Raw genomic sequence first — 22050 nt, 5'->3', positions numbered from 1 at the left:
CCGATCTGCATTGCGTGTTCAAGAGAAGATTCGCGCTTGTCATCGACCCGATTATGTCTATACATGTTATAGGCAGATTGAAAGTGGTCCATGCGATGCTGCCAAGCTCTTCCTCACCCGATGTGCCTCCCGTCCTCTGGCGCAATTGCCGGCTGGCCACGATGACTCATCCCGAGGGCGCGCTCATCGAGGACGGCGCACTGATGATCCGGGCGGGGCGCATCGAATATGCCGGAAGCAGCGCCAACGCCCCGCGGCCAGAGTCCGCTACGGACGTCATCGATCTGGAGGGGCGGCTCGTGACGCCCGCGCTGATCGACTGTCACACCCATCTCGTTCATGGTGGAAACCGGGCTCGCGAGTTCGAGATGCGTCTCAACGGTGCGAGCTACCTCGAGATTGCAGAGGCCGGTGGTGGCATCGTCTCGACGGTCAAGGCGACGCGAGCCTTGTCGGTGGCGGAGCTTGTCGCCCAGGCCTTGCCGCGGCTCGACACCTTGCTCGCCGAGGGGGTGTCCACCATCGAAATAAAATCCGGATATGGCCTGACGATAGAGGCCGAGCTCGCGATGCTTCGTGCGGCGCGTGCGCTGGAACAGGCGCGTCCCGTTCGCGTGAAGACGACCTATCTGGCGGCGCACGCCTTGCCGGCGGAATACAAGGGCCGCAGCCAAGCCTATCTCGACGAGATCGTCCTTCCAGGACTGCGCCTCGCCCATGCCGAGGGCCTCGTCGATGCCGTGGATGGATTTTGCGAAAGCATCGCCTTCTCGCCTGACGAGATTGCCCAGGTCTTCACCCTCGCGAAGGAACTCGGCCTTCCCGTCAAGCTGCATGCGGAGCAACTGAGTTGGCTGGGCGGCGCGCGTCTCGCCGCCAGTTTCGGTGCCCTGTCCGCCGACCATCTGGAATATATCGACGAGGACGACGCCCGAGCCATGGCCGCCGCTGGAACTGTGGCAGTGCTCCTGCCGGGCGCGTTCTACGCCATCCGAGAAACGAAGAAGCCGGACGTCGCTGCCCTCCGGCGACACAAGGTTCCGATGGCCGTTTCTACGGATTGCAACCCTGGTACCTCGCCGCTCACCTCCCTGCTGCTCGCCATGAACATGGCGGCCACGTTCTTCGGGTTGACGGTCCACGAGTGCCTGGCGGGCACCACGCGAAACGCGGCACGGGCCTTGGGCCTCATCGACGAGACCGGAACCCTCGAGGCGGGAAAGTCAGCGGACATTGCTGTTTGGAACTGCGCACTGCCGGCAGAACTCGTCTACCGGATCGGGTTCAACCCGCTTCATGGACGCATCTTCAAGGGCAAGACGCCATGACTGTGACGCTTACCCCCGGCGCCGTTTCCCTGGAGACACTCGCGACAATTTATTGGGACGGGGTTCCGGCGGCGCTGGATCCCGATGCGAACGAGGCCGTGCGGCGCGGGGCGGATCGCATCGCTGCCGTCGCCTCCGGCAGCACACCGGTTTACGGGGTCAATACGGGTTTCGGAAAACTCGCGTCGATCAGGATCGACTCGGCGGACCTAGCGATACTGCAGCGCAACCTGATCCTCTCCCACTGCTGTGGCATCGGCCAGCCGCTGCCCGAAAATGTCGTTCGCCTGATGATGTCGCTCAAACTCGTGTCTTTGGGACGGGGCGCATCCGGCGTTCGGGTCGAACTGATCCGATTGATCGAAGCGATGCTGGCCCGCGGCGTCATCCCCGTCATCCCGGAAAAGGGCTCGGTGGGCGCCTCGGGCGATCTGGCGCCGCTTGCGCATATGGCGGCCGTGATGATGGGCGAAGGCGAGGCGGTCTTCGAAGGCCGCCGTCTCGGCGGTGGCGAGGCGCTGGACAGGGCGGGCCTCCATGCGGTGGTGCTCGCAGCAAAAGAGGGTCTGGCGCTCATCAACGGCACCCAAGCCTCGACCGCCTTGGCACTGGCAGGCCTGTTCCGTGCGCATCGCGCCGCTCAGGCTGCTCTGGTCACCGGTGCCTTGTCGACCGATGCGGCGATGGGCTCGCCGACGCCCTTCCACCCGGACATCCACGCTCTCCGTGGTCATCAGGGGCAGATCGACACCGCTGCCGCGCTGCGTGCGTTACTGCACGGCTCAGCCATCCGCGAGAGCCACATCGAGGGCGACGAACGCGTTCAGGACCCCTATTGCATCCGCTGCCAGCCGCAGGTCGACGGCGCCTGTCTCGATCTGCTGCGCAGCGCGGCCCGTACGCTGGAAATCGAGGCGAATGCCGTTACCGACAATCCCCTGGTCTTGCCGGACGACAGCATCGTGTCCGGAGGCAATTTCCACGCCGAGCCTGTCGCGTTCGCTGCGGATCAGATCGCGCTGGCGATCTGCGAAATCGGCGCGATCGCGCAGCGTCGGATCGCCCTTCTGGTCGACCCCGCTCTTTCTTACGGACTGCCTGCCTTCCTTACGAAAAAGCCGGGGCTCAACTCCGGCCTGATGATCGCGGAAGTGACCTCTGCCGCGCTGATGAGCGAGAACAAGCAGATGGCGCATCCGGCGTCGGTCGACTCGACCCCCACTTCCGCCAACCAGGAGGATCACGTGTCGATGGCCTGCCACGGCGCTCGCCGGCTGCTGCAGATGACCGACAATCTCTTCGGGATCATTGGCATCGAGGCATTGACGGCAGCCCAAGGCATCGATTGCCGGGCTCCCCTGCAGACCGGGCACGAACTGCAGAAGGCCCGATCGGCGCTTCGTGCAGTGGTCCGCGAGCTCGACGGCGATCGCTACATGGCCTCCGACATCGAAGCTGCGGTGAGCCTGGTCGCCAACGGTACGCTGACCAACGCCGTCAGCGCCGGCATTCTCCCGGAGCTGACACCGCGATGAGTCTTTTCGAGCTTTATCGGGGCAACTCACCGGTCATCCTGGGTTTTCCGCACACGGGCACCTATGTCCCCGACGAGATCGCGGCCGCGCTCAATGACACGGGTCGCCTGCTGACGGATACCGATTGGCACATCCACGAACTTTATCGCGGCCTTCTCCCGGGCGCGTCGAGCATTCGGGCGCTCTTCCATCGCTATGTGATCGATGCCAATCGCGACCCGAGGGGTATCAGCCTCTACCCCGGACAGAATACCACCGGGCTCATTCCGCAAACGGACTTCGACGGCAAGCCCATCTGGAAACAAGGGCAGGCGCCTGACGATACGGAGACCGCCGATCGGCTCGAGCGCTTTCACGGGCCTTACCATCTCGCGCTGTCGACGGAGATCGAGCGGGTGAGGGCCGAGCATGGCGTCGCCGTCGTGTTCGATTGCCACTCGATCCGCTCCACCATCCCGTTCCTGTTCTCGGGCAAGCTCCCCGACCTGAATATCGGGAGCGTCGACGGCACCTCCTGCTCAACGGCGATCGAAGCTGCCGCCGTCGAGGTTGCGGCCGCCGCGGCCGGTTACACCTACGTTCTCAACGGTCGCTTCAAGGGCGGCTGGACGACGCGACACTACGGGCAGCCGCGACAAGGCATCCATGCGATCCAGCTCGAGCTGGCGCAGGACACCTATCTCAGTAAGGAAGAACCGCCCTTCGATCTCGATCCAGCGAAAGCTGGCCGCTTGCGGAAGCACCTGAGCGACATGCTCAAGCGCATCGAAGACCTCGCTCCCACTCTTGCGAAAGTAGCATCATGACCGATCCACGCCGCAACGCGCGCGTAGTTCGCGCGCCCCACGGTACCGAACTTCGTGCCAAGAGCTGGCTCACCGAAGCGCCGCTGCGCATGCTGATGAACAATCTCGATCCCGATGTCGCCGAGAACCCCAACGAGCTTGTCGTTTATGGGGGTATCGGACGAGCCGCACGCACCTGGCAGGACTTCGATTTGATCGTGGCATCGCTCGAAAAGCTCGAGCACGATCAGACGCTGCTCGTTCAGTCCGGCAAACCCGTCGGTGTCTTCCGCACCCATGCAGATGCCCCGCGTGTTCTCATCGCCAATTCCAATCTCGTGCCGCATTGGGCCACCTGGGATCACTTCAACGAGCTCGACAAGAAGGGGCTCGCCATGTACGGCCAGATGACGGCCGGCTCGTGGATCTATATCGGCACGCAAGGCATAGTGCAGGGCACCTACGAGACCTTCGCGGAGGCTGGGCGTCAGCATTATGGCGGCAAGCTCGGGGGTAAGTGGATCCTCACCGGGGGCCTGGGCGGCATGGGCGGCGCGCAGCCGCTGGCGTCCGTCATGGCGGGCGCCTGCTGTCTCGCGGTCGAATGCAACCCCGACTCCATCGATTTCCGTCTGCGTACGCGCTACCTCGACGAGAAGGCGGAAACGCTCGACGAGGCGCTGGCGATGATCGAGCGGTGGACAAAAGCTGGCCAAGCCAAGTCCGTGGGCCTTCTCGGAAACGCTTCCGAAATCCTGCCGGAGATCGCAAGCCGCGGCATCCGCCCGGACATCGTCACCGACCAGACGTCTGCGCACGACCCGATCAACGGCTACCTGCCCAAGGGCTGGACGATGGCGGAGTGGCGCGAGAAGCGCATCAGCGATCCGAAGGCTGTCGAGAAAGCCGCACGTGCCTCGATACGCGACCATGTCCAGGCCATGGTGACCTTCCACAACCGCGGCATCCCGACCCTCGACTACGGCAACAACATCCGCCAGATCGCCAAGGATGAAGGCCTCGAGGACGCTTTCGCGTTTCCCGGCTTCGTCCCGGCCTATATCCGGCCTCTCTTCTGCCGGGGGGTCGGGCCGTTCCGCTGGGCCGCGCTGTCGGGCGACCCGGAAGACATCTACAAGACCGATGCCAAGGTGCGCGAGCTGACGCCGGGCAACACCCAGCTCCACAACTGGCTGGATATGGCGAGGGAGCGCATCGCCTTTCAGGGGCTACCCGCGCGTATCTGCTGGGTTGGCTTAGGCGATCGGCACCGCCTTGGCCTTGCATTCAACGAGATGGTTCGCAGCGGCGAGCTCAAGGCTCCGGTCGTGATCGGCCGCGATCACCTGGATTCCGGTTCCGTCGCTTCGCCCAATCGTGAGACCGAGGCCATGAAGGACGGCTCGGACGCGGTGTCCGACTGGCCACTTCTCAATGCGCTCCTCAACACGGCATCCGGTGCCACGTGGGTATCCCTGCATCATGGCGGCGGTGTCGGCATGGGCTTCTCACAGCATGCCGGCATGGTGATCTGTGCGGACGGAACGGACGATGCGGCGCGCCGCCTGGAGCGTGTGCTTTGGAACGATCCGGCGAGCGGGGTCATGCGCCATGCCGATGCCGGTTACGACATCGCCGTCGATTGCGCACGCCGGAACGGCCTGAACCTCCCGGCTATCCTCGGCTGATGTTTCGACTGCCGATGGTCAGCATCACATGAGGGTGTTGCGCGCTCGCCGATATACCACCGTTCCCTGGCGGAACGGTGGCGGCACCACTCGAGAGATTGCGGTATATCGCGATCCGAGCCGACATGATGACTTCCTGTGGCGCCTGAGCATCGCGACCGTGGCACGGTCCGGGCCATTCTCCCGGTTCGATGGCGTCGACAGAACGATTGCTCTCATCAGCGGCGGGGGCATGTTGCTGCGCTCGCCCACCGCGAGCATGAGCGTGAGTGCGGGTACACCGCCCGTCTCCTTCGATGGAGAGACAGAGATCTCGTGCGAGCTGATTGGCGGCGCAACCGTCGACCTCAACGCAATGACCCGCCGAGGTTTCTTCCGTCATACCCTGCGCCGAGAGCAGTTCGTTGGGAGGATCACCATCAGGGGTGTGGCCGATCAGACCTTCGTCGTGTCCAACGGGTTCCTGGAACTTTCCACAGGCGGCCGGGATAGGCTTCGGCCGCTCGACACCGTTGCCGAAATCTCTCCTGGAACGGCGCTGGACCTCTATTCGGACCAGTCGGCCGAGATCTTCATCGTCGAGCTGACGGGTACCTAGCCGACGCTTCAGCCATCATCGGCTCCGTGGCGCCTGCAGCTCAGTCCATTCTCAGACATCGCCCTATTGCGGTTTATCGCGACCTCTCAATCCACTCAGATTGAGCATTGACCTTCCTGCCGGGATGGATCAAAGAAATGCAACGTTATAACATCGCAAACGAGGCTTGGATGCGTTTCGCAGCTTTTTTCCTCGCGGCGGCTTTGGCGCTCGGCCTTTCCAGCGGGCCGGGGTTCACCCAGGAGCGCACCCTCAAGGTCGCCGGCCCTTGGGAGATCGCCGGGATTGATCCTGCGCAATCCGGCTATGTGTTCAGCCGGCTGCAAGTGGCCGAGACGCTGGTCTCGGCTGATCCGACCGGCAAGCTCATCCCGGCACTGGCCGAGAAATGGTCTGTGAGCGATGACGGGCTCACCTGGCGCTTCACCATGCGCGACGGCGCGGTTTTCCACGACGGCACGCCCGTTACCGCCAGCGCCGCGGCGAACAGCCTCGAGCGCGCCCACAAGGGCGTGGGCGTGCTGGCGCAAGTGCCGATCGCGGAGATCGTGAGCGAAGGGCAGGATGTGGTGATACGGCTCAAAGAGCCGTTCGCCGCCGTGCCGGCCTATCTCGTCAATTTCAGCGCGATCATTCTGGCGCCCGCCTCTTATGATGCATCCGGGAAGGTGAACCAGATCATCGGCTCCGGCCCCTACAAGGTGAAGGCGTTTACGCCGCCCTTGAAGCTGGAGCTCGAGGCCTCAGGCAACTGGTGGGGCGGCAAGCCCGGCATCGGCGCGGTCAGCTATCTAGCGGTAGGACAGGGCGAGACGCGGGCGCTGATGGCCGAAAGCGGCGAGGCCGACCTCGTCTTCTCCATGCTGCCGGTCTCGGTCGAGCGGCTGAAGCGCAACCCGAAGCTCGACGTGAAGATCGCCACCATTCCGCGCACGCGCATTCTCAAGGTGAATGCCGGCTCGCCCTTCTTCGACGACGTCAGGGAACGGCAGGCGGTAAGTCTCGCCATCGACCGCGTGGGGATCACGAAAGTCATCCTGCGCAACCCGGACCTCGCCGCCACCCAGCTCTTTCCGCCGGCCCTCGGTGGCTGGCACATGCCGGATCTCGAGCCGCTGAGGCACGATGTGGAGGCCGCCAAGCGGCTGCTGGCGGAGGCGGGCTGGAAGCCCGGCGCCGACGGCATCCTGGAGCGGGACGGCAAACGTTTCAGCGCCTCCCTGATCACTTATGCGAGCTGGCCGGAACTGCCGCCGATCGCCACCGCGCTTCAGGCGCAGCTCAGAAAGGTCGGGATCGATGTCCAAGTCCTGGTGGGCAACAGCTCGGAAATCCCGGCCCGGCACAAGGACGGCACGCTGGAAATGGGCCTGATCTCCCGGCTCTACTCGATCGTGCCCGATCCGGTCGGCACGTTACTGCAGGACTATGGGCCCGGTGGCGGGGACTGGGGCGCCACGGGCTGGGCGAACGAGGAGATGGCCACTCTCGTCAAGAAGCTGGTGGCGACAAGTGATCCGGAGCAGAGGGCGCCGCTCCAGCGCCGGGCGGTGGAGATCCTGCAGGAGGAGCTGCCCAGCATCCCGGTCACCTGGTCGGAGCTGGCGATCGTTGCCAACAAGCGCATCACAGGGGTCGAGGTCGACCCGCTGGAGGTCAATTACGGCATCGCCTCCATCCATTGGGCCAAGTGAGCGGTGCGATGGGGCGTTTCCTGCTCGCGCGCCTGGGGCAGGCCAGCATCGTCGCCTTCGTGGTCGGGGCGCTATGCTTCGTCCTGATGCGGGTTCTTCCCGGCGACGCGGCCATGCGGATTGCCGCCGGCCGCTACGGTCCGGACGCGGGGATCACGGATGCGGCAGAGAAGGTGCGCCTGGAGCTGGGTCTCGACCGCCCGTGGCTCGTGCAGTTCCTGGAGTGGCTCGGCAATCTCTTGCGCTTTGACCTCGGCCATTCCCTCGTCACCGGCGCTCCGGTCATTCAGGAGCTGAAGGTTCAACTCGGAGCCTCGCTTTTGCTTGCGGCCACGGCCGTTCTTCTGTCGCTGCTGATCGGCCCCATCGTCGGCGTCCTCTCCGGTCTCAGGCCCAATGGCGCGGTCGATCGGCTGGGGCTTGCCGGCTCCGTGACCCTGCGCGCCCTGCCGCCATTCGTGCTGGGTCTCATACTCATGCTCATCTTCGCCATCTGGCTCGGCTGGCTGCCGCCCGCCGGGTTCGGCACCTGGCGCGACCTGGTGCTGCCATCCTTGACCCTGGCGCTCGGCCTTGCGGCCGTATCGAGCCGGGTGACGCGCAACGCCATCGCTGCCGTCGCCAAGGCTCCCTATTTCGCCTTCGCCCGGCACAAGGGCCTGCCCGAATCGGTGGTCGTGCGCCGCCACGGGATGCGCAACGCGGCAATCCCCGTCGTCTCCTATCTCGGCCTGCAAGCGGTCTATCTGGTTGAGGGCGTCGTCGTCGTGGAATCGATCTTCGCCTATCCGGGGATCGGCCATGCGCTCGTCCATGCCATTATCGAGCGCGACATCCCGATGGTCCAGGGCACGGCGCTCGTCATGGGGCTGATCTTCGTCGCCATCACCGCCGCCGTGGACGCCGCCTGCGTGTGGATCGATCCGCGTCTGAGGAGGTGGCAATGAGCACCGAGACCGCTTCAGTCGGCACCGCGCCACCCCGGCCGCCTTCCCGCTCGCGTTTCGCCGGCGCGGGGCTGCTCGCGGCGCTGGCTGCCTTCGCGATCCTGGGGCCCTGGCTGGTGCGAGCGGATCCCGCAGCGCAGGATTTCGGCGCCAGCCTTGCCCCCATGGGCGGCGAATATCTTCTCGGTGCGGATCACTACGGCCGCAGCCTGCTTGCGCGCCTTGCCCATGGCGCAAGGCTTTCTTTCGGCATGGCCCTCCTCACCATGCTGACGGCCGCCATTCCCGGCGTCTTGTTCGGCCTGCTCGCCGCCTGGCGCGGTGGCTGGCTCGAGCGGGCCTTCGATCTCCTGGCCAACATGGTGCTGGCACTGCCGGGGCTGATGCTCGTTCTTCTGCTGCTCGCCTTCGCGCCCGGCAATTTCGGGCCGCTTTATCTCGGGCTGGCGCTGACCCTGTGGGTGGAATTCTACCGGGTCACGCGCGCAACGACAGCAAGCGTGCTCAAGCAGCCTCACATCGAGGCGGGAAAGCTTCTCGGCTTCGGGCCCGGCTATATTCTGCGCAGCTATGTCCTGCCGGTGATCGCGCCCAATATCGCCACGCTGGCGGCCTTCGCTATGGCAGCGGCGATCATTGCGGTCTCCACGCTGAGCGCCATCAGCGTGGGCCTGCAGCCACCCACGCCCGAACTCGGCAGCATGATCGTGGAACTGCTCCCATACTATGCCGAGGCGCCGCTGCACGTTTTGCTTCCGGCGCTGCTGATCTTCCTGCTCGTGCTCGCCCTGCAACTCGTGGCCCAGAGGGATGATCGATGAACGCACCGGCCCCCATCCGCGAGCTTTCCGTCGCGGGGCTGTCGGTTCGTTCCGCGGCCGGCCCGATCGTGAGGGACGTTTCCCTGTTGCTGCGGCCGGGCACGCCCGTGACTTTGCTCGGCGAGAGCGGTTCCGGCAAGTCCCTCGTCGCGCAGGCGGTGATGGGCACGCTGCCGCCGGACCTCGAGGCATCAGGGACCATTCGCCTCGACGGCATGAACCTCTTTTCTGCTCCGCCCGGCGAGCGCCGGAAGCTCTGGGGCCGCAGGATCGCGCTTCTTCCGCAGGAACCGTGGCTGGCGCTGGACCCGACCATGCGCACGGGCGAGCAGGTCGCCGAGGTGCATCGCTTCGTGCATGGGCGCGGGGTCCAGGACAGCAGTATGCGCGCAGAGAACAATCTGGGGGAGGTTGGGCTCGGCCAGGCGGGCGCGCTCTATCCCTTCCAGATGTCGGGCGGCATGTGCCAGCGCGTGGCGATCGCCATTGCCCATGCGAGCGACAGTGGTTTGCTGATTGCGGATGAGCCGACCAAGGGCCTCGATGCGGATCTGCGCGACAGCGTGGTGGCGCGGTTGAAGCAGGAGATCGAGGCCGGCCGGCTCCTGCTCACGATCACCCATGACATTGCGGTGGCGCGGGCGCTCGGCGGCACGGTCGGGGTCATGCTGGAGGGCCGCTTGGTGGACTACGGCCCCGCGAACGAGGTGCTCACCAGCCCCAGTCATGGCTACAGCCGTGCGCTGTTTGCGGCCGATCCGGAGGCTTGGCCGCGCCGCACGCCGCCGCCTGCGGGAAATGCCGTGATCGCCGGCCGTGGCCTTGCCAAGTCTTTCGGCGACCGGACCGTGTTCAAGGACCTCGACGTCGAGGTGCGCGCAGGCGAGGTGGTCGCCATCGTCGGGCCCAGCGGATGCGGCAAGACAACGGCCGGCAACGTCCTGCTCGGCCTGGTGCTGCCCGATGTCGGCAGGGTCGAGCGGCGCGGGGGCGTTGCTCCCTTCCGGTTTCAGAAGCTCTACCAGGATCCTCCCGCTGCCTTCGCGCCGCACCAGACGATACGCAAAGGCCTGGAGGATCTCGTGAGGCTGCACCGGCGCGAGTGGCGCGCGGTGGAGCGGCTTCTGGTGCGGCTCAAGCTCCAGCACGATCTCCTCGACCGGTTGCCCAACCAGATCTCGGGAGGCGAACTGCAGCGCTTTGCCATTCTCCGCACGCTGCTGCTCGACCCCGTTTTCCTGTTCGCCGACGAGGCGACCTCCCGGCTCGATCCTCTGAGCCAGAAGGAGGTGATCGAGCTGCTGCTGGAGATCGTGGAGAAGAGCGGGCTCGGCCTTCTGCTGGTCACACACGACCTTGCGCTGGCCGAACGTGTAGCCACACGGATGATACGGCTCGGCGCGGTATGACATGGCTGCGCGTACAGCCGCCACCGCCTTGCTGGTCCGTATCGAGGTCTGCAGCACACCCGGCGCGATCGCGTTGACGATGACGCCCGACCTGCCCAATTTCTTCCCAAGCGAGTTTGTGAGCCGATCACCCCTTCAGCTGATTGTTCAGGAAACGGCGATCTCGCGACGATCGGCGTTTGGCTGGTCCAGCGCGCTCGAATAGAGCCTGTCGGGAATGACCACGATGTTTCCGACAAAAGACTTCGACATGAACAGCGTCTGCGCCTCGTGAAATTGCGACAATGGGAACTTGGCGGCGAGAATCGGTTTGATGGCGCCGCTCTCGATATAATCAATGACCCGCCTGAACGCCGCCCGCGTTCCTTGCGACGAGCCATGAAGCTGCAAGTGCTTGAGATACATCGTGCGAAGATCAAGCTGCACAACCGGCCCCGCGATTGCTCCCGCGGTTGTGTAACGCCCTTCAGGCCGAAGCACATTGAGCAGCTTGGCGAAAAGTGGTCCCCCCACGAGATCGGCCACGACATCGATCGGCCGACCATTGGTCATTGCCAGAAGCTCGCCATGGAAATCGTCGCTGTCGCGGAACATGACGCCCTCGGCACCGAGGTCCTTCACGGCTTGCTCCTTACCTCTGCCGACCACGGCATAGGGAATGGCACCCCGGGCGCGACACAGCTGGATCAGCCCAGAGCCGACGCCACCGGAAGCGCCGGTGATCAGCACGGTTTCGCCGCTCCGCACCCCGGCGCGATCCAACATGTGCTCGCCCGTATGGTACGCGCACCAGAAGGTCGCGAGCTCGGCGTCGCTGTAGGAGACAGTCACCGGGTGTGCATTCGCCGCGGGCACGGCAACGTACTCCGCATAGCCGCCATCCCGTCCGTGCCCGATATAATCGATGTCGGCCAGGCTGTCGTCATCGCGGTTGTAGATCGATGCATCCACGACAACCCGCTCGCCGATGCGCTTCGCGGAAACGCCTTCCCCAACAGCGGCGATCTTGCCGACGATATCCGCGCCCTGCACGCGGGGAAATGTCAGGGTCGACCGCCCTCGCCGCCATGTCGAAACAGCCTCGGGGTCATCGTCGGTGCCATAGGCGCCTTCGCGGACCCAGACATCGGTGTTGTTCAGGCCGCAGGCCGCAACCTCGAGGAGGACTTCGCCCGGCTGGCAGGTGGGGACCGGCATGTCGCGGTAGACCAGCTTGTCCATGCCCCCGTGGCCGGTCAGCACAATGGCCTTCATGGTTTTCGGAATCATTCTTTCCTCGTCGCTTCGTTCTCAGATGCTCGCGCGGCCTGAAGGCTCGCGCAGGGTCAGCCGACGGACCAGATCAGCCTCACAATGTTACGGCGCAAATATCATGTCAATCGGCTATTTGGCTCATAACAAAATGCCCGAGAGCGATCGGAACGATCCGGATTGCTGGAGGCGCGGAGGCAGTGCGCCAGGGTTCTCATTCTTGGGGAGAACGCGAGCGAACGACGGCCCAGTTATGCTGACTTCGCAGGCAGCCCTGCCTGCCAAATCCGCCCAATTCCACCGGTCCAGTCTGATCCCGCAAGTCGTGCCGCATGCCACACGGTCACTTGTATTGCGGTGAGGACCGGCTTGCCCAACTGGGCCTCTATGATCGGAATGGCCTCGGTGGTCAGAATATTGGTTTCAGGAATAAGGATGGCGGCAGCGGAGGGATGGTCGCACTCTCGTGCGAGTCGCTCAACATCCGCGGTCGTCAGGCGATGATCATCGTCTGGCTGGCCTTCCCAACCGACGCTGCGATGCGAAACCGTTTCGATGCCCGCGTGAGACAGGAATTCGACGAAACGCGTGGTGACCTCCTCCCTGTAAACAGATGCAATCGCCACACGCGTCACACCGAGTGTGTGACATGCATCGAGAAAGCCTGTTGACGTCGACGATGGCGCTGCGGAGGTGCCGCGCTTTATGTTTTCCAGCACCGGTATGTCGCCGCCGGCGCCCCCGGCAAAGCTCGCGCTGGTGCAGCCGAAGGTCACCACGGCCGGCTCGATCTGATTGAACAGGCCAGCACAGGTGGCGATTTCCGGATCGTCAGCCAAAGACGCCATCCGGTCTGGCCAGTTTGGACGAAACCACTTTCTGTCAGGCCAGGTCCACCGCGTGAAGTGGAGCGTCACACCGGGCGGTGTGAATCTGTAAAACTCATCCTCGTATACGCCATTACTTGGATAGATCACACCAATTCTCAACGGTCTCATGAGCAACCTCTTGAGCAATATGTCTGCCTCGCAAATGCCGGCTTAGCGTTCATCCCGCGGCTCAAACCGCGCGATGGCCGCCATCGCATAAGCCAGGCGACCATCTCCATTGTCGTCTCGATTGGGCTGCAGACTGCGTGGCCGGGGTCATTTCCCCGCGCACAGGGCCTCGGTCGAGGCCTCGCGCGCCGCCTCAACACTTCCCCTGGTCAAACCATAGGAGGTCAGGATCTTCTCATACGCATCGGTCTTTTTGAATGCGATGAGTTCCGCATTGAAGGCGGTGTAGAAGTCCTTGTCCTCCTTCCTGAACGTAAAGGCCCCGTAGTTCCTGTAGGGCTTGCCGTCGATCACCGGGTCGCGCGTCATCTCCGCAACCTCGACCTCAGGTGACAGCTTGGCAAGCGCGTAGTTGGTCAACTCGGTGGCATGGTAAGCGTCGGCGCGCCCCGAGATCAGGGCAGGAATCGCATCGGCGTTGCTCTTGAGGTAGACCCGGTCCGACTGAGGGATGTTGTACGCATCGAGAAGTCTCTCGGTGCCACCTGCAATAACGGCAAGCTTGGTGCCAGGCTTGGCAACGATATCTTTGTAACTGCGCAGATTCTTCGGATTTCCGGCTTTGACCAGCAAGTTTCCCGTGTAGCTCGATGTCGGAGCACTGAACTGGACCTGCGTGCATCGCTCCGGCCTGATCGCCTGCTCCGCAGCGGAAAAGTCGAACCTGTTCGCCTTAACCCCTGGAATGAGCCCGTCGAACGCAACGGCCGTCCATTCGATCTTCTCGATGCCAAGCTTGGCCAACACCGCCGCTGCGACGTCCGGCCCGATGCCTGCTCCTTTCCCTTCAGAGTCGATATATCCGTATGGCTTCTCGTTGGCGGTGACGCCTCTCACATATCCCCGCTCCTTGATCGCAGCGAGATCATCGGCATGAACCGTCGCGGTATTCGGCGCTGTCAGCAGCACAACCGCAACTGCTAGACCGGTCCACCTTGCGGCGGCATACAATGTCTTCATTTGCGTCTCCCTCTTGCTCATCCCTCGCCCCATGACATTAGGCTATTGTACTGGTGCAAAATCACGATATTGGGAGACAGATCGGTTAGCAAGCCTCTTCTCGTCTCCATGATGAGTCGGCGGCGTTCGCCGACCGACACAGCGTTCGCCCGGTGGACGAGTGCTTCGGAATGCTGTATTCCGCAGGCCGGTGTACCAAGCTGCGGCAAGAGCGGTTCGGAGGTTGGCGCTGGGGGCAATTCGACTCACGGAATGTTATGACCTGCCCCGGACATGTCGCGCGCTCTGGCAAGGGTCTACTATGCCAAGCCCACGACATCAGTACGGCAATTGAGTGATACTGATGAAAAGCTGGAAGCCAGATCGCGCATCCCTGAGCGTCCCCATCTACAAATCGCTCGCCGATCAGATCGCCGAAGCCATTCGCGATGGACGCCTTCCTGATGGAGCCCGCCTGCTGCCGCAGCGCCAACTGGCCAGCGAGCTGGATGTCTCCGTTCAGACCGTCAGCCGGGCGTATGAAGAGCTGACCCGTCGCGATCTCTTGTCCGGCGCCGCCGGACGCGGCACTTTCGTGAAGCGTCCCAAAGAGGCCGACAGGGGCCCGCCTTTCTCGCTGCAGCGCAGCCCTGATGTCGTCGATCTCTCCATACTGAAGCCCGTTTGCGAGGATATTCATCTGCAGCACATGAGCAATGCTCTGTCGCGGCTCGCGTCATCGGTGCCGCACCGCATCGTGAATGCGTTTCGGCCTGAACGGGCCGCCTCACACCACCGGGCGGCGGCGCTGCAATGGCTGCGGGAGTGCGGGGTCGACGCTTCGCCCTATAACGTGTGCATAACGAATGGGGCGACTTCGGCCCTGGCCGTGGCACTGATGACGGTCGCGCCACCCGGTTCCGTGGTGGCAACCGAGAGTCTGGGCCACCACTCGCTGAAGCCTCTCGCGTCCTATATGGGCATCCACCTCGTGGGACTGGACGTCGACGCGGACGGCTTGATCCCGGATGCCTTCGAAAGGGCGTGCATGGAGCGGGAGATCCGCGCGCTGTTCATTCAGCCGACGGCGATCAATCCACCTGCAACGATCCTGTCGGAGGAAAGACGACGCCAGGTTGCCGCAATTGCCGAGAAGCACGACGTGCTCATCATCGAGAACGACGCGCTTGGGCCTCTGATCTCCAACAGGCCGCAACCCTTCGCCTCCATCACGCCCGGGCGAACGTTCTACGTCACCAGCTTCACCAAGATCGTCATGCCGGGGCTGCGGATCGGTTATCTCGTGGTGCCGCAGAAATACATTGCAACCGCCACCAATCGGCACCTGGTGACGAATTGGATGGCGACCCCGCTGCTGGAGGAATTGGCCACAGGCTGGGTGCAGGATGGGACCGCGCTAAACCTCGTGCACTGGCAGCGCAAGGCCCTGCGCTCTCGACATCGGATCTTCCAGGACATCCTGGGCGGCATGCGCCATTCCACCCATCCCGAGGCCCTTCACGTCTGGATGCCGCTGCCGGAGGGCTATAGCGAAGCCAGCTTCGCCGCGCATGCGCGGTCGCTGGGGGTAGCCGTCGCGGTGGCAAGTTCCTTCGTGACGGGGGATGAGCCGCCCTATCAGGCGATCCGGCTGTCCCTCGGCTCTGTCTCGGAAGAGGATCTGTCGGCGGGCCTTGCGACGATCGCGAGCGTGCTGGCGGCGCCGCCCGAAGCGCCGCTCTTGCGATGAGGCATCCGCGCCTCGAGTGCTTGCTTGGTCGCATTTTCTTCGAGCGAACCGGTACCCACTTTGCTCAACCAATGCCCTAGGCGGTTAGGGCTTGGCATCGGGCTGGCCTATCCGTGAATGCGAAAGCGCTTCACCACATGGCCCGTTATGGTTTGCTCCGGTTCATCTGGTCTATTGAACTGGTTCTCAGTCCAACGGATCATGCCATTCATGTTGCCTAGATTTCCGGGGAGCTGCCGGCAGTTTGCCACGCGTCCTAGCCACCGATCAGCCCTTTCGGTCGTGCGCTCCACATCCGGCGTCGACAATTGTACTGACGCAAACATGCGGATTGACACGCGCTTGTCCCTTCCACCATTGTCAGGTTGGCATAGAAGAGAGGGGGCGCATGCCGGCGCAAATCGAGACTGTCTTGGTCCATGAACTGCCTTAGGCGGCCTCCTGGTGGCTGTCGTGGCGCGCAGCAAGCTGCCGCCTCATTGGCCGGTCAGATGCGAAGGCGTGACAACCGCGGAGTTGGAGGGTGACTGAAGGTATATTGCTGATCCTGAAGGGGTTGCATGTAACGGTAATACTATCGCTGTTGAGCGCGATGCTGGCCCTGCTGGCGGCGTTCGCTGCCGGACTGGGGCGCCTCTCCAGGTTTTCGCCAGTCAGGGTGGTCTCGACCACCTATATCGAATTCTTTCGGGGCACGTCGCTGTTCGTCCAACTGTTCTGGGCCTTCTACGTGCTCCCGTTGCTGGGCGTGTCGCTGGGACCTATGGAGGCCGCCGTATTGGCGCTCGGGCTCAACCTTGGTGCCTACGGCGCAGAGGTGGTGCGTGGCTGCGTGCAGGCCATTGGTGCCGAGCAAACCGAGGCTTGCATCGCGTTGAACCTCACGCGGTATCAGCGCTTGCGGCATGTGATCATCCCACAAGCACTTGTGATGATGCTGCCGCCCTTCGGGAACCTGGCGGTCACCCTGCTGAAGATGACCGCGATCGCCTCGCTGATCTCCCTACCGGATCTCACTTATCAGGCACAGCTGGTGCGCAGCGAAACCGGCCAAACGCTTTTCCCCTTCGCGGTCATCATGGTCATCTACTTCGCCTTGTCGACGCTGATCAAGAAAGGCGTGGGCCGACTTGAGAGAAGACTCGCCATTGGGGCCGATCGCATCGAGACGTCTGGAGCGCGGTGATGGAGTGGGATTGGTCTTTCGCCTGGGCGATCTTGCCGAGACTGATGGACGGCGCCAAGACAACAGTGCTGGCCACATTCCTGGGATTCTTCCTCGGCGCCGTTATCGGGCTCTTCATTGCGCTCGCACGGCGCTCCCGTCAGCAGTGGCTAGCCAAATCGGTCGGATTCGGTGCGGATTTCATCAGGGGCACCCCATTGCTGGTGCAGCTCTATATCTTGTTTTTCGTCTTGCCGAGCGCGGGGATCGTGCTGTCGCCCCTCACGGCAGGCATAATCGGGCTGGGGTTGCACAATTCGACCTATATTGCCGAGGTTTACCGCGCGGGCATAGAAAGCATCTCGCGGGGGCAGTGGGAGGCCGCACGAGCCTGCAATCTGAGCATGGCGCAGACTTGGCGCCACATCATTCTGCCGCAAGCCATTCCTCCGATGATTCCGGCGCTCTCGAATTATCTGATCGCGATGTTCAAGGAAACCCCGCTGCTTTCAGCCATTACCGTTTACGAGATCATGGGGCAAGCGCTCGCGATTGCCGGCAAAACCTACAGATATATCGAGCCGATTACCATGGTGGGGGCGTTCTTTCTGATCGTTAGCCTGGGTTGCGCCTACCTGACCCGGCTCCTCGAGCGCCACACCAGAATCATACAGTAGGACACGTGCCAGGCCGGATCGCGTCGCAATGGCCGTCAAGAGCTGAAGTTCGATCGCGAAGCGCGTCTAGCTCGCCCTCGTTGCCGCATAAGATCTGTTTCGGCCTGCCTTGCGGCCGCCTCCCGGCTCGCATCAAGCAAGCGCCACAGTTTCGTGCGGAAGCACGGCGCATTGCACTTGCAAGTCAATCCGATATGGCCCTGCCTGATGCTTCCCGCACATTGCTCAGCCAGTCCTCCGCACTCATCGACGGGGGTGTTGTTTCGACTGCTCTTCGGCAGCGCTCGACCGCCGCGGCGGATACTCGGCGGGAAGGTTACGCTCAGCATCTCTAGGTAAAGGGATATCGATGTGTGGTCCCTGACAGGCAGCTCCACTCATCCAAACCTGCAGAGGTGGGGGAGGAACTATGTTTTACGCTCATTCGGCGGAGAGGAAGTCACACGTCCAGTGGCAAACACTTAGCGCACACCTGCTCGGTGTTGCCGAACTTGCCGCTAGATTCGGCGCCGTCTTCGGGGCGGAGAAGGCGGCGCGGCTCGCCGGGCTCCTACACGACCTAGGCAAGTACAATCCGGATTTCCAAGCCTATATCAAAGGCGCGAAGCTGAGGGTCGATCACGCCACGGCCGGCGCCGCCATAGTCTTGCAGATGGCCGGCGGCGAGGACAGGATCGTCGCCGACCTGCTCGCCTGTCATCGCCGGCCATCATTCCGGTCTGCCGGACAGGCAGGGCGACGCCTTCTCCACATTGGCCGAGCGTCTGCGGGCTTTCGATCCCGCTTCGCTGGACCCCGCTTGGATTGCGGCCGACGCGACGGGTCTCGTTCCTGACTTCGTGCGGGCTTCCCGCGCCCAGGAGAGGGTGCCCGTCGTCTTCACCACCAATGTGCAGCTCTTCGAGAGCCTTTTCGCGGCGAGAACCTCGCGCTGCCGGAAGCTGCACAACATCGCGAAAAGCATCATCATACTCGACGAGGCGCAGACCCTGCCGCGCCCGCTGCTCATCCCGGCCGTCTGGGTGCTGCGCGAGCTGGCCGAAAACTACCGCTGCACCATCGTCTTGTGCACGGCCACGCAACCAGCGCTCGACGCGCGCCGCTTCGAGCCCGGGCATCCCCTGGGCCTGCCGCGGGAAGGCCGGGAGCTCGCGCCCGATCCGCGAGGCCTGGCGCGCAAACTGGCGCGCGTGCGCCTCCATCATGCCGGCGACATGGACGACGAAGCGCTGATCGCGGCTCTGGCGGAGGAGCGGCAGAGACTTGTCATCGTCAACAGCCGGGGCCATGCCCTTGCGCTCTACAAGGCGGCGAAGGAAGCAGGGCTGGAGGGCCTCGTTCATCTGACGACGCGGCAATATCCGGCGCATCGGCGCGAAATTCTGAACGACGTGCGGCAGCGGCTCAAGGACGATCTGCCCTCCCTGCTCATCGCCACCTCGCTGGTGGAGGCGGGCGTGGACCTCGATTTTCCCCGGGTGTGGCGGGCCGAAGCCGGGCTCGACCAGATCATGCAGGCAGCCGGGCGATGCAACCGGGAGGGCAAACGCGGCCGCGAGGCGAGCATCGTCACCGTCTTAGGCGCGCCCGACAATCCGCCGCCGACCGAGATCAATTGCCTTTCCGGCGATATGCGCAGGGTCATGAACACCCACGACGACCTACTTTCGCCCGAGGCGATGGAGGATTTCTTCGGCGAAGTCTACTGGCGCCCTCGACCGGCCGGGGCTGGATCGCGAGAAGATCATCAAGGATTTCCGCGTGGGTGGCGGCGAAACGAACTTCGCCTATCGCAGCGTGGCGGAAAAATTCCGCATGATCGAGAGCGGCATGGAGCCGGTGATCGTGGCCATCGCGCCCGAGGCGCGCGCGCTGGTCGACAAACTCGCCGTCGAGTCCATCCCTTCCGTCAGGCTCGCCCGCGACTTGCAGCGCTACACCGTGCAGGTGCCACCGAAGGCGCGCAAGCGGCTGATCGATTGTGGGCATGTGGTCTTCGCGCAGGCGGACAAACGCGGCGAGCAGTTCGCGGTGCTGGTGACGGGGAGCCTCTATCGCGCGGAGGTTGGGCTCTCGTGGGAGGATGCGGAGTATCTGTGGGCGGAGCAGTGGACGATTTGATGCCAATAGAAGCCAAAACCTGTGAATCGGCTCAGATCTTGGCCACTTTCATTGTCGCTCCCAAGAGGTGATGTGGATCGAAACTATGCCTCTTTTATCGGCGCTACCAAAGCAGGGATAACTGAGTTGCGATCATAACGATTCTGTTGCCCCTTGCGAGCATGTTCCTGATATGTTCTAATCGCGTATAGCCGCCGCCAAGCTTATCCGTCGGCACGTTCGGAGAAGAACGTCCGCTCGGGCGCTGCGCTCAAATGTGCTAGAAAAAGGTCTTGTCCGACGGTGATCCTATCTGCAGGACGAGCAGCCGAGAACGTCCGCAAGCGGCTCGACCAGAACGTTCGTCGCGCCGGACGCCAAGGACAGCAGAGGGTCGAGAGCCGCCGTTCTCGCTGAAGCAATCTATGACCCGGTCACAATTGTATCGAGCTGAAACTGGGACCGGCGGTTTGCCACGTCGGTGGATGGAGTGCGGTGATCGGCGGCAGTGGCGCATTATTGAGGGCAATCGACGGCAAACGGCGGGCAAAAGGGATTCAAGCATCTATATTGACCACATTTGCGCTAGCGGGAGGCTCCTAATCAACACGAAGCAGCCATTCCGTAAGGGGGATCTGGCTCGCGCAATCTCCTGGGTTCGCACCAGCAATGTCCGCTTTTGGCGAACGACCGGGACCGTTGGAATGGCCGATGTGGGGCGCAAAGCTGTCATCTTGCTTCTAGCTATGGGACCCCGCTTGGGTCAGGAATAGTTCAATTGGATAGGCAAGGGCGGGGCTCAGCATTCTGCTTAGTTTGCGGCGCTACGGGCTGCTCATCGGCGCTGCCACCGGAGACAACACAGGCGTGCAATTATCATGATCCACAATCGGCAATTTTGCATGATACAGCTATTGGCGTGATGTCAGCTCGGAGGAACAGAAAGCCCGAACGATCTATGGCAGACAGTTGCCGAGTATTGCCCTTCTGAAGGACAGGCGCGACACCGAGTTGGCGGGTTCCAAACGTCTGTTCGCCGGCATTAGACTGCCAGGACCGGGAACAATGGACCGGATCAATCGAGGAGGCTTCGCCTTTCGCGACGGCAGACTTCCCAATTGCGTATTCACGGGCAACAGGATTTCAAAATACGCTTTGGTCTGATCAAGAAAAATAGGGGAGAAACATGCAAACCCGAAAGCTGTTCCAAGGTTTCCTGAGACGCCATCGCCTAGTGGTGCCGGTGCTTGCAGTGGCTTCGGCGGTATCGCTTTTGATGTCTGCGGCAGCGTCTGGGGAAACCTTGACCGTGTACACCACATTGGAAAAGGAGCAGCTCGCACCTTACGCGGCGGCCTTCAACAAAGTGCATCCCGACATTCAAATTTCCTGGCTACGCGACAGTCCTGGCATCGTTCTCGCCCGCTTGCTCGCCGAGAAGGACAATCCGAAGGCCGATGTGGTCTGGGGCATCCCCTTGATGCACCTTCTCACCATGGACAAGCTCGGCATGCTACAACCCTATGCGCCAAAGGGCTACGAGGAACTCAAGCCGCGCTTTCGCGACGACAAGACGCCGCCGTCGTGGACCGGCATGGATACTTGGATGACGCTGATCTGCTTCAATACGGTCGAGGCGAAGAAGCGAGGCATCCCAGAGCCCAAGTCCTGGAGCGATCTTGCAAAGCCGGTCTATAAGGGACAAATCACGATGCCGAGCCCCGCATCCAGCCATACTGGCTACCTCGCGATCAACCACTGGTCGCAGACCATGGGCGATAAGGCCTGGGACTTCATGGATGCGCTGCACGAGAACATCGCACTGTACACGCATTCCGGCTCCAAGCCCTGCAAGATGGCCGCGACCGGCGAGTATGTGGTCGGCATATCAACGGACATCACCGCGCCCCAGCTCAAAGCCAAGAGAGCGCCAATCGATATTATCGTTCCCAGCGACGGCACGGGATGGGACATCGAGGCGACCGCGATCATGAAGGGCACCAAACACCTCGAGGCCGCGAAGGCGCTGGCAGACTTTTCCGTCTCGCAAGCGGCCAACGAAGCCTACAACCAATATATGGCCATCGTGGCGCGGCCGGGCGAGTTCAAGACGCCTGACTTCTATCCGAAGAACGCCGAATCGGCCATGGCAGATCAGAATCTGCACGAGAGCGCCGAGGCTCGCGAGGCGATGACGAAGGAATGGGTTGCGCGCTATGATTCCAAGGTAGAGCCCAACTGATCGAAAGCCGGAGATTGGGCGTTCTGGGCCGCGATCGTGCCGGTCCGGGCGCTCCTTCCAAGT

Annotated in this window: 18 protein-coding genes and 1 pseudogene; 16 read left to right on the top strand and 3 right to left on the bottom strand. The window is 62.9% G+C overall.

Annotated elements, in window-relative coordinates; translation table 11 throughout:
- Positions 1 to 95 precede the first annotated feature (95 nt).
- The 9 genes from hutI (at position 96) to E4P09_RS17760 (ending at position 10805) form a co-directional block, all read left to right on the top strand.
- A complete protein-coding gene (gene hutI / locus E4P09_RS17800; protein ID WP_137390973.1) occupies positions 96 to 1328 on the top strand; it encodes an imidazolonepropionase in 1233 nt (410 codons plus the stop codon).
- Positions 1325 to 2863 carry a histidine ammonia-lyase gene (gene hutH / locus E4P09_RS17795; RefSeq protein WP_137390972.1) on the top strand — a complete coding sequence of 513 codons (1539 nt, stop codon included), beginning with the start codon at positions 1325 to 1327 and terminating at the stop codon, positions 2861 to 2863. The genes hutI and hutH overlap by 4 nt, the downstream gene beginning before the upstream one ends.
- Positions 2860 to 3669, top strand: a complete 810-nt coding sequence (hutG, locus tag E4P09_RS17790) for an N-formylglutamate deformylase (RefSeq protein ID WP_137390971.1) — start codon at positions 2860 to 2862, stop codon at positions 3667 to 3669. Before hutH ends, hutG begins: the two co-directional genes overlap by 4 nt.
- Positions 3666 to 5336, top strand: a complete 1671-nt coding sequence (gene hutU / locus E4P09_RS17785; RefSeq protein WP_137390970.1) for a urocanate hydratase — start codon at positions 3666 to 3668, stop codon at positions 5334 to 5336. The genes hutG and hutU overlap by 4 nt, the downstream gene beginning before the upstream one ends.
- A 28-nt stretch (positions 5337 to 5364) precedes the next feature.
- Complete coding sequence (locus E4P09_RS17780; RefSeq protein ID WP_137390969.1) at positions 5365 to 5934, top strand: HutD/Ves family protein; 570 nt, start codon at positions 5365 to 5367, stop codon at positions 5932 to 5934.
- Between the two features lie 170 nt (positions 5935 to 6104).
- Positions 6105 to 7628, top strand: a complete 1524-nt coding sequence (locus tag E4P09_RS17775; RefSeq protein ID WP_137390968.1) for an ABC transporter substrate-binding protein — start codon at positions 6105 to 6107, stop codon at positions 7626 to 7628.
- An 8-nt stretch (positions 7629 to 7636) separates the two neighbouring features.
- Entirely contained in the window at positions 7637 to 8575 is a 939-nt protein-coding gene (locus E4P09_RS17770; RefSeq protein WP_137390967.1) for an ABC transporter permease, read from the top strand.
- Positions 8572 to 9396, top strand: coding sequence for an ABC transporter permease (locus E4P09_RS17765; RefSeq protein ID WP_137390966.1), 825 nt, complete (start codon positions 8572 to 8574; stop codon positions 9394 to 9396). Before E4P09_RS17770 ends, E4P09_RS17765 begins: the two co-directional genes overlap by 4 nt.
- Complete coding sequence (locus tag E4P09_RS17760) at positions 9393 to 10805, top strand: ABC transporter ATP-binding protein (protein WP_137390965.1); 1413 nt, start codon at positions 9393 to 9395, stop codon at positions 10803 to 10805. Before E4P09_RS17765 ends, E4P09_RS17760 begins: the two co-directional genes overlap by 4 nt.
- Positions 10806 to 10952: 147 nt before the next feature.
- Here E4P09_RS17760 and E4P09_RS17755 read toward each other — a convergent pair whose 3' ends face one another.
- From E4P09_RS17755 to ehuB, 3 genes are all read right to left on the bottom strand, one after another.
- Positions 10953 to 12074 carry an alcohol dehydrogenase family protein gene (locus E4P09_RS17755; RefSeq protein WP_137390964.1) on the bottom strand — a complete coding sequence of 374 codons (1122 nt, stop codon included), beginning with the start codon at positions 12072 to 12074 and terminating at the stop codon, positions 10953 to 10955.
- 233 nt (positions 12075 to 12307) lie between these two features.
- Positions 12308 to 12895 (bottom strand): maleate cis-trans isomerase family protein, encoded by a 588-nt coding sequence (locus tag E4P09_RS17750; protein WP_137390963.1) that lies wholly within the window; start codon positions 12893 to 12895, stop codon positions 12308 to 12310.
- 306 nt (positions 12896 to 13201) lie between these two features.
- Positions 13202 to 14074, bottom strand: a complete 873-nt coding sequence (gene ehuB / locus E4P09_RS17745) for an ectoine/hydroxyectoine ABC transporter substrate-binding protein EhuB (protein ID WP_239025257.1) — start codon at positions 14072 to 14074, stop codon at positions 13202 to 13204.
- A gap of 343 nt (positions 14075 to 14417) precedes the next feature.
- Here ehuB and ehuR point away from each other — a divergent pair, with 343 nt between their 5' ends.
- The 7 genes and pseudogenes from ehuR to E4P09_RS17720 all read left to right on the top strand — a co-directional run bounded on the left by ehuR (position 14418) and on the right by E4P09_RS17720 (position 21987).
- Positions 14418 to 15803 carry a MocR-like ectoine utilization transcription factor EhuR gene (gene ehuR / locus E4P09_RS17740; RefSeq protein WP_137390961.1) on the top strand — a complete coding sequence of 462 codons (1386 nt, stop codon included), beginning with the start codon at positions 14418 to 14420 and terminating at the stop codon, positions 15801 to 15803.
- A gap of 523 nt (positions 15804 to 16326) precedes the next feature.
- Positions 16327 to 16989, top strand: coding sequence for an ectoine/hydroxyectoine ABC transporter permease subunit EhuC (gene ehuC, locus E4P09_RS17735; RefSeq protein WP_137390960.1), 663 nt, complete (start codon positions 16327 to 16329; stop codon positions 16987 to 16989).
- A complete protein-coding gene (ehuD, locus tag E4P09_RS17730; protein ID WP_137390959.1) occupies positions 16989 to 17645 on the top strand; it encodes an ectoine/hydroxyectoine ABC transporter permease subunit EhuD in 657 nt (218 codons plus the stop codon). The genes ehuC and ehuD overlap by 1 nt, the downstream gene beginning before the upstream one ends.
- Positions 17646 to 18054: 409 nt before the next feature.
- Positions 18055 to 18480, top strand: a complete 426-nt coding sequence (locus tag E4P09_RS26785) for a CRISPR-associated endonuclease Cas3'' (RefSeq protein ID WP_338049010.1) — start codon at positions 18055 to 18057, stop codon at positions 18478 to 18480.
- Positions 18481 to 18859: 379 nt separating this feature from the next.
- Positions 18860 to 19129: pseudogene (locus tag E4P09_RS26910) on the top strand (CRISPR-associated helicase/endonuclease Cas3); the annotation flags it as partial.
- A 277-nt stretch (positions 19130 to 19406) separates the two neighbouring features.
- Positions 19407 to 19766: a hypothetical protein gene (locus E4P09_RS26780; RefSeq protein ID WP_338049009.1), complete on the top strand. Its 360-nt coding sequence runs from the start codon at positions 19407 to 19409 to the stop codon at positions 19764 to 19766.
- 1213 nt (positions 19767 to 20979) lie between these two features.
- Positions 20980 to 21987, top strand: coding sequence for a putative 2-aminoethylphosphonate ABC transporter substrate-binding protein (locus E4P09_RS17720; RefSeq protein WP_239025256.1), 1008 nt, complete (start codon positions 20980 to 20982; stop codon positions 21985 to 21987).
- Positions 21988 to 22050 lie beyond the last annotated feature (63 nt).

The sequence above is a fragment of the Rhodoligotrophos defluvii genome (assembly GCF_005281615.1).
Lineage (GTDB): Bacteria > Pseudomonadota > Alphaproteobacteria > Rhizobiales > Im1 > Rhodoligotrophos > Rhodoligotrophos defluvii.
The sequence above is the reverse complement of the archived record's forward strand: the minus strand, read 5'-3'. Positions and strand labels throughout refer to the sequence as shown.

Bases quoted from the DNA above. Each gene is read 5' to 3' on its own strand.
- hutI (WP_137390973.1), top strand. From the start codon at position 96: ATGCTGCCAAGCTCTTCCTCACCCGATGTGCCTCCCGTCCTCTGGCGC.
- hutH (WP_137390972.1), top strand. From the start codon at position 1,325: ATGACTGTGACGCTTACCCCCGGCGCCGTTTCCCTGGAGACACTCGCG.
- hutG (WP_137390971.1), top strand. From the start codon at position 2,860: ATGAGTCTTTTCGAGCTTTATCGGGGCAACTCACCGGTCATCCTGGGT.
- hutU (WP_137390970.1), top strand. From the start codon at position 3,666: ATGACCGATCCACGCCGCAACGCGCGCGTAGTTCGCGCGCCCCACGGT.
- E4P09_RS17780 (WP_137390969.1), top strand. From the start codon at position 5,365: ATGAGGGTGTTGCGCGCTCGCCGATATACCACCGTTCCCTGGCGGAAC.
- E4P09_RS17775 (WP_137390968.1), top strand. From the start codon at position 6,105: ATGCGTTTCGCAGCTTTTTTCCTCGCGGCGGCTTTGGCGCTCGGCCTT.
- E4P09_RS17770 (WP_137390967.1), top strand. From the start codon at position 7,637: ATGGGGCGTTTCCTGCTCGCGCGCCTGGGGCAGGCCAGCATCGTCGCC.
- E4P09_RS17765 (WP_137390966.1), top strand. From the start codon at position 8,572: ATGAGCACCGAGACCGCTTCAGTCGGCACCGCGCCACCCCGGCCGCCT.
- E4P09_RS17760 (WP_137390965.1), top strand. From the start codon at position 9,393: ATGAACGCACCGGCCCCCATCCGCGAGCTTTCCGTCGCGGGGCTGTCG.
- E4P09_RS17755 (WP_137390964.1), bottom strand. From the start codon at position 12,074: ATGATTCCGAAAACCATGAAGGCCATTGTGCTGACCGGCCACGGGGGC.
- ehuB (WP_239025257.1), bottom strand. From the start codon at position 14,074: ATGAAGACATTGTATGCCGCCGCAAGGTGGACCGGTCTAGCAGTTGCG.
- ehuR (WP_137390961.1), top strand. From the start codon at position 14,418: ATGAAAAGCTGGAAGCCAGATCGCGCATCCCTGAGCGTCCCCATCTAC.
- ehuD (WP_137390959.1), top strand. From the start codon at position 16,989: ATGGAGTGGGATTGGTCTTTCGCCTGGGCGATCTTGCCGAGACTGATG.
- E4P09_RS26785 (WP_338049010.1), top strand. From the start codon at position 18,055: ATGTTTTACGCTCATTCGGCGGAGAGGAAGTCACACGTCCAGTGGCAA.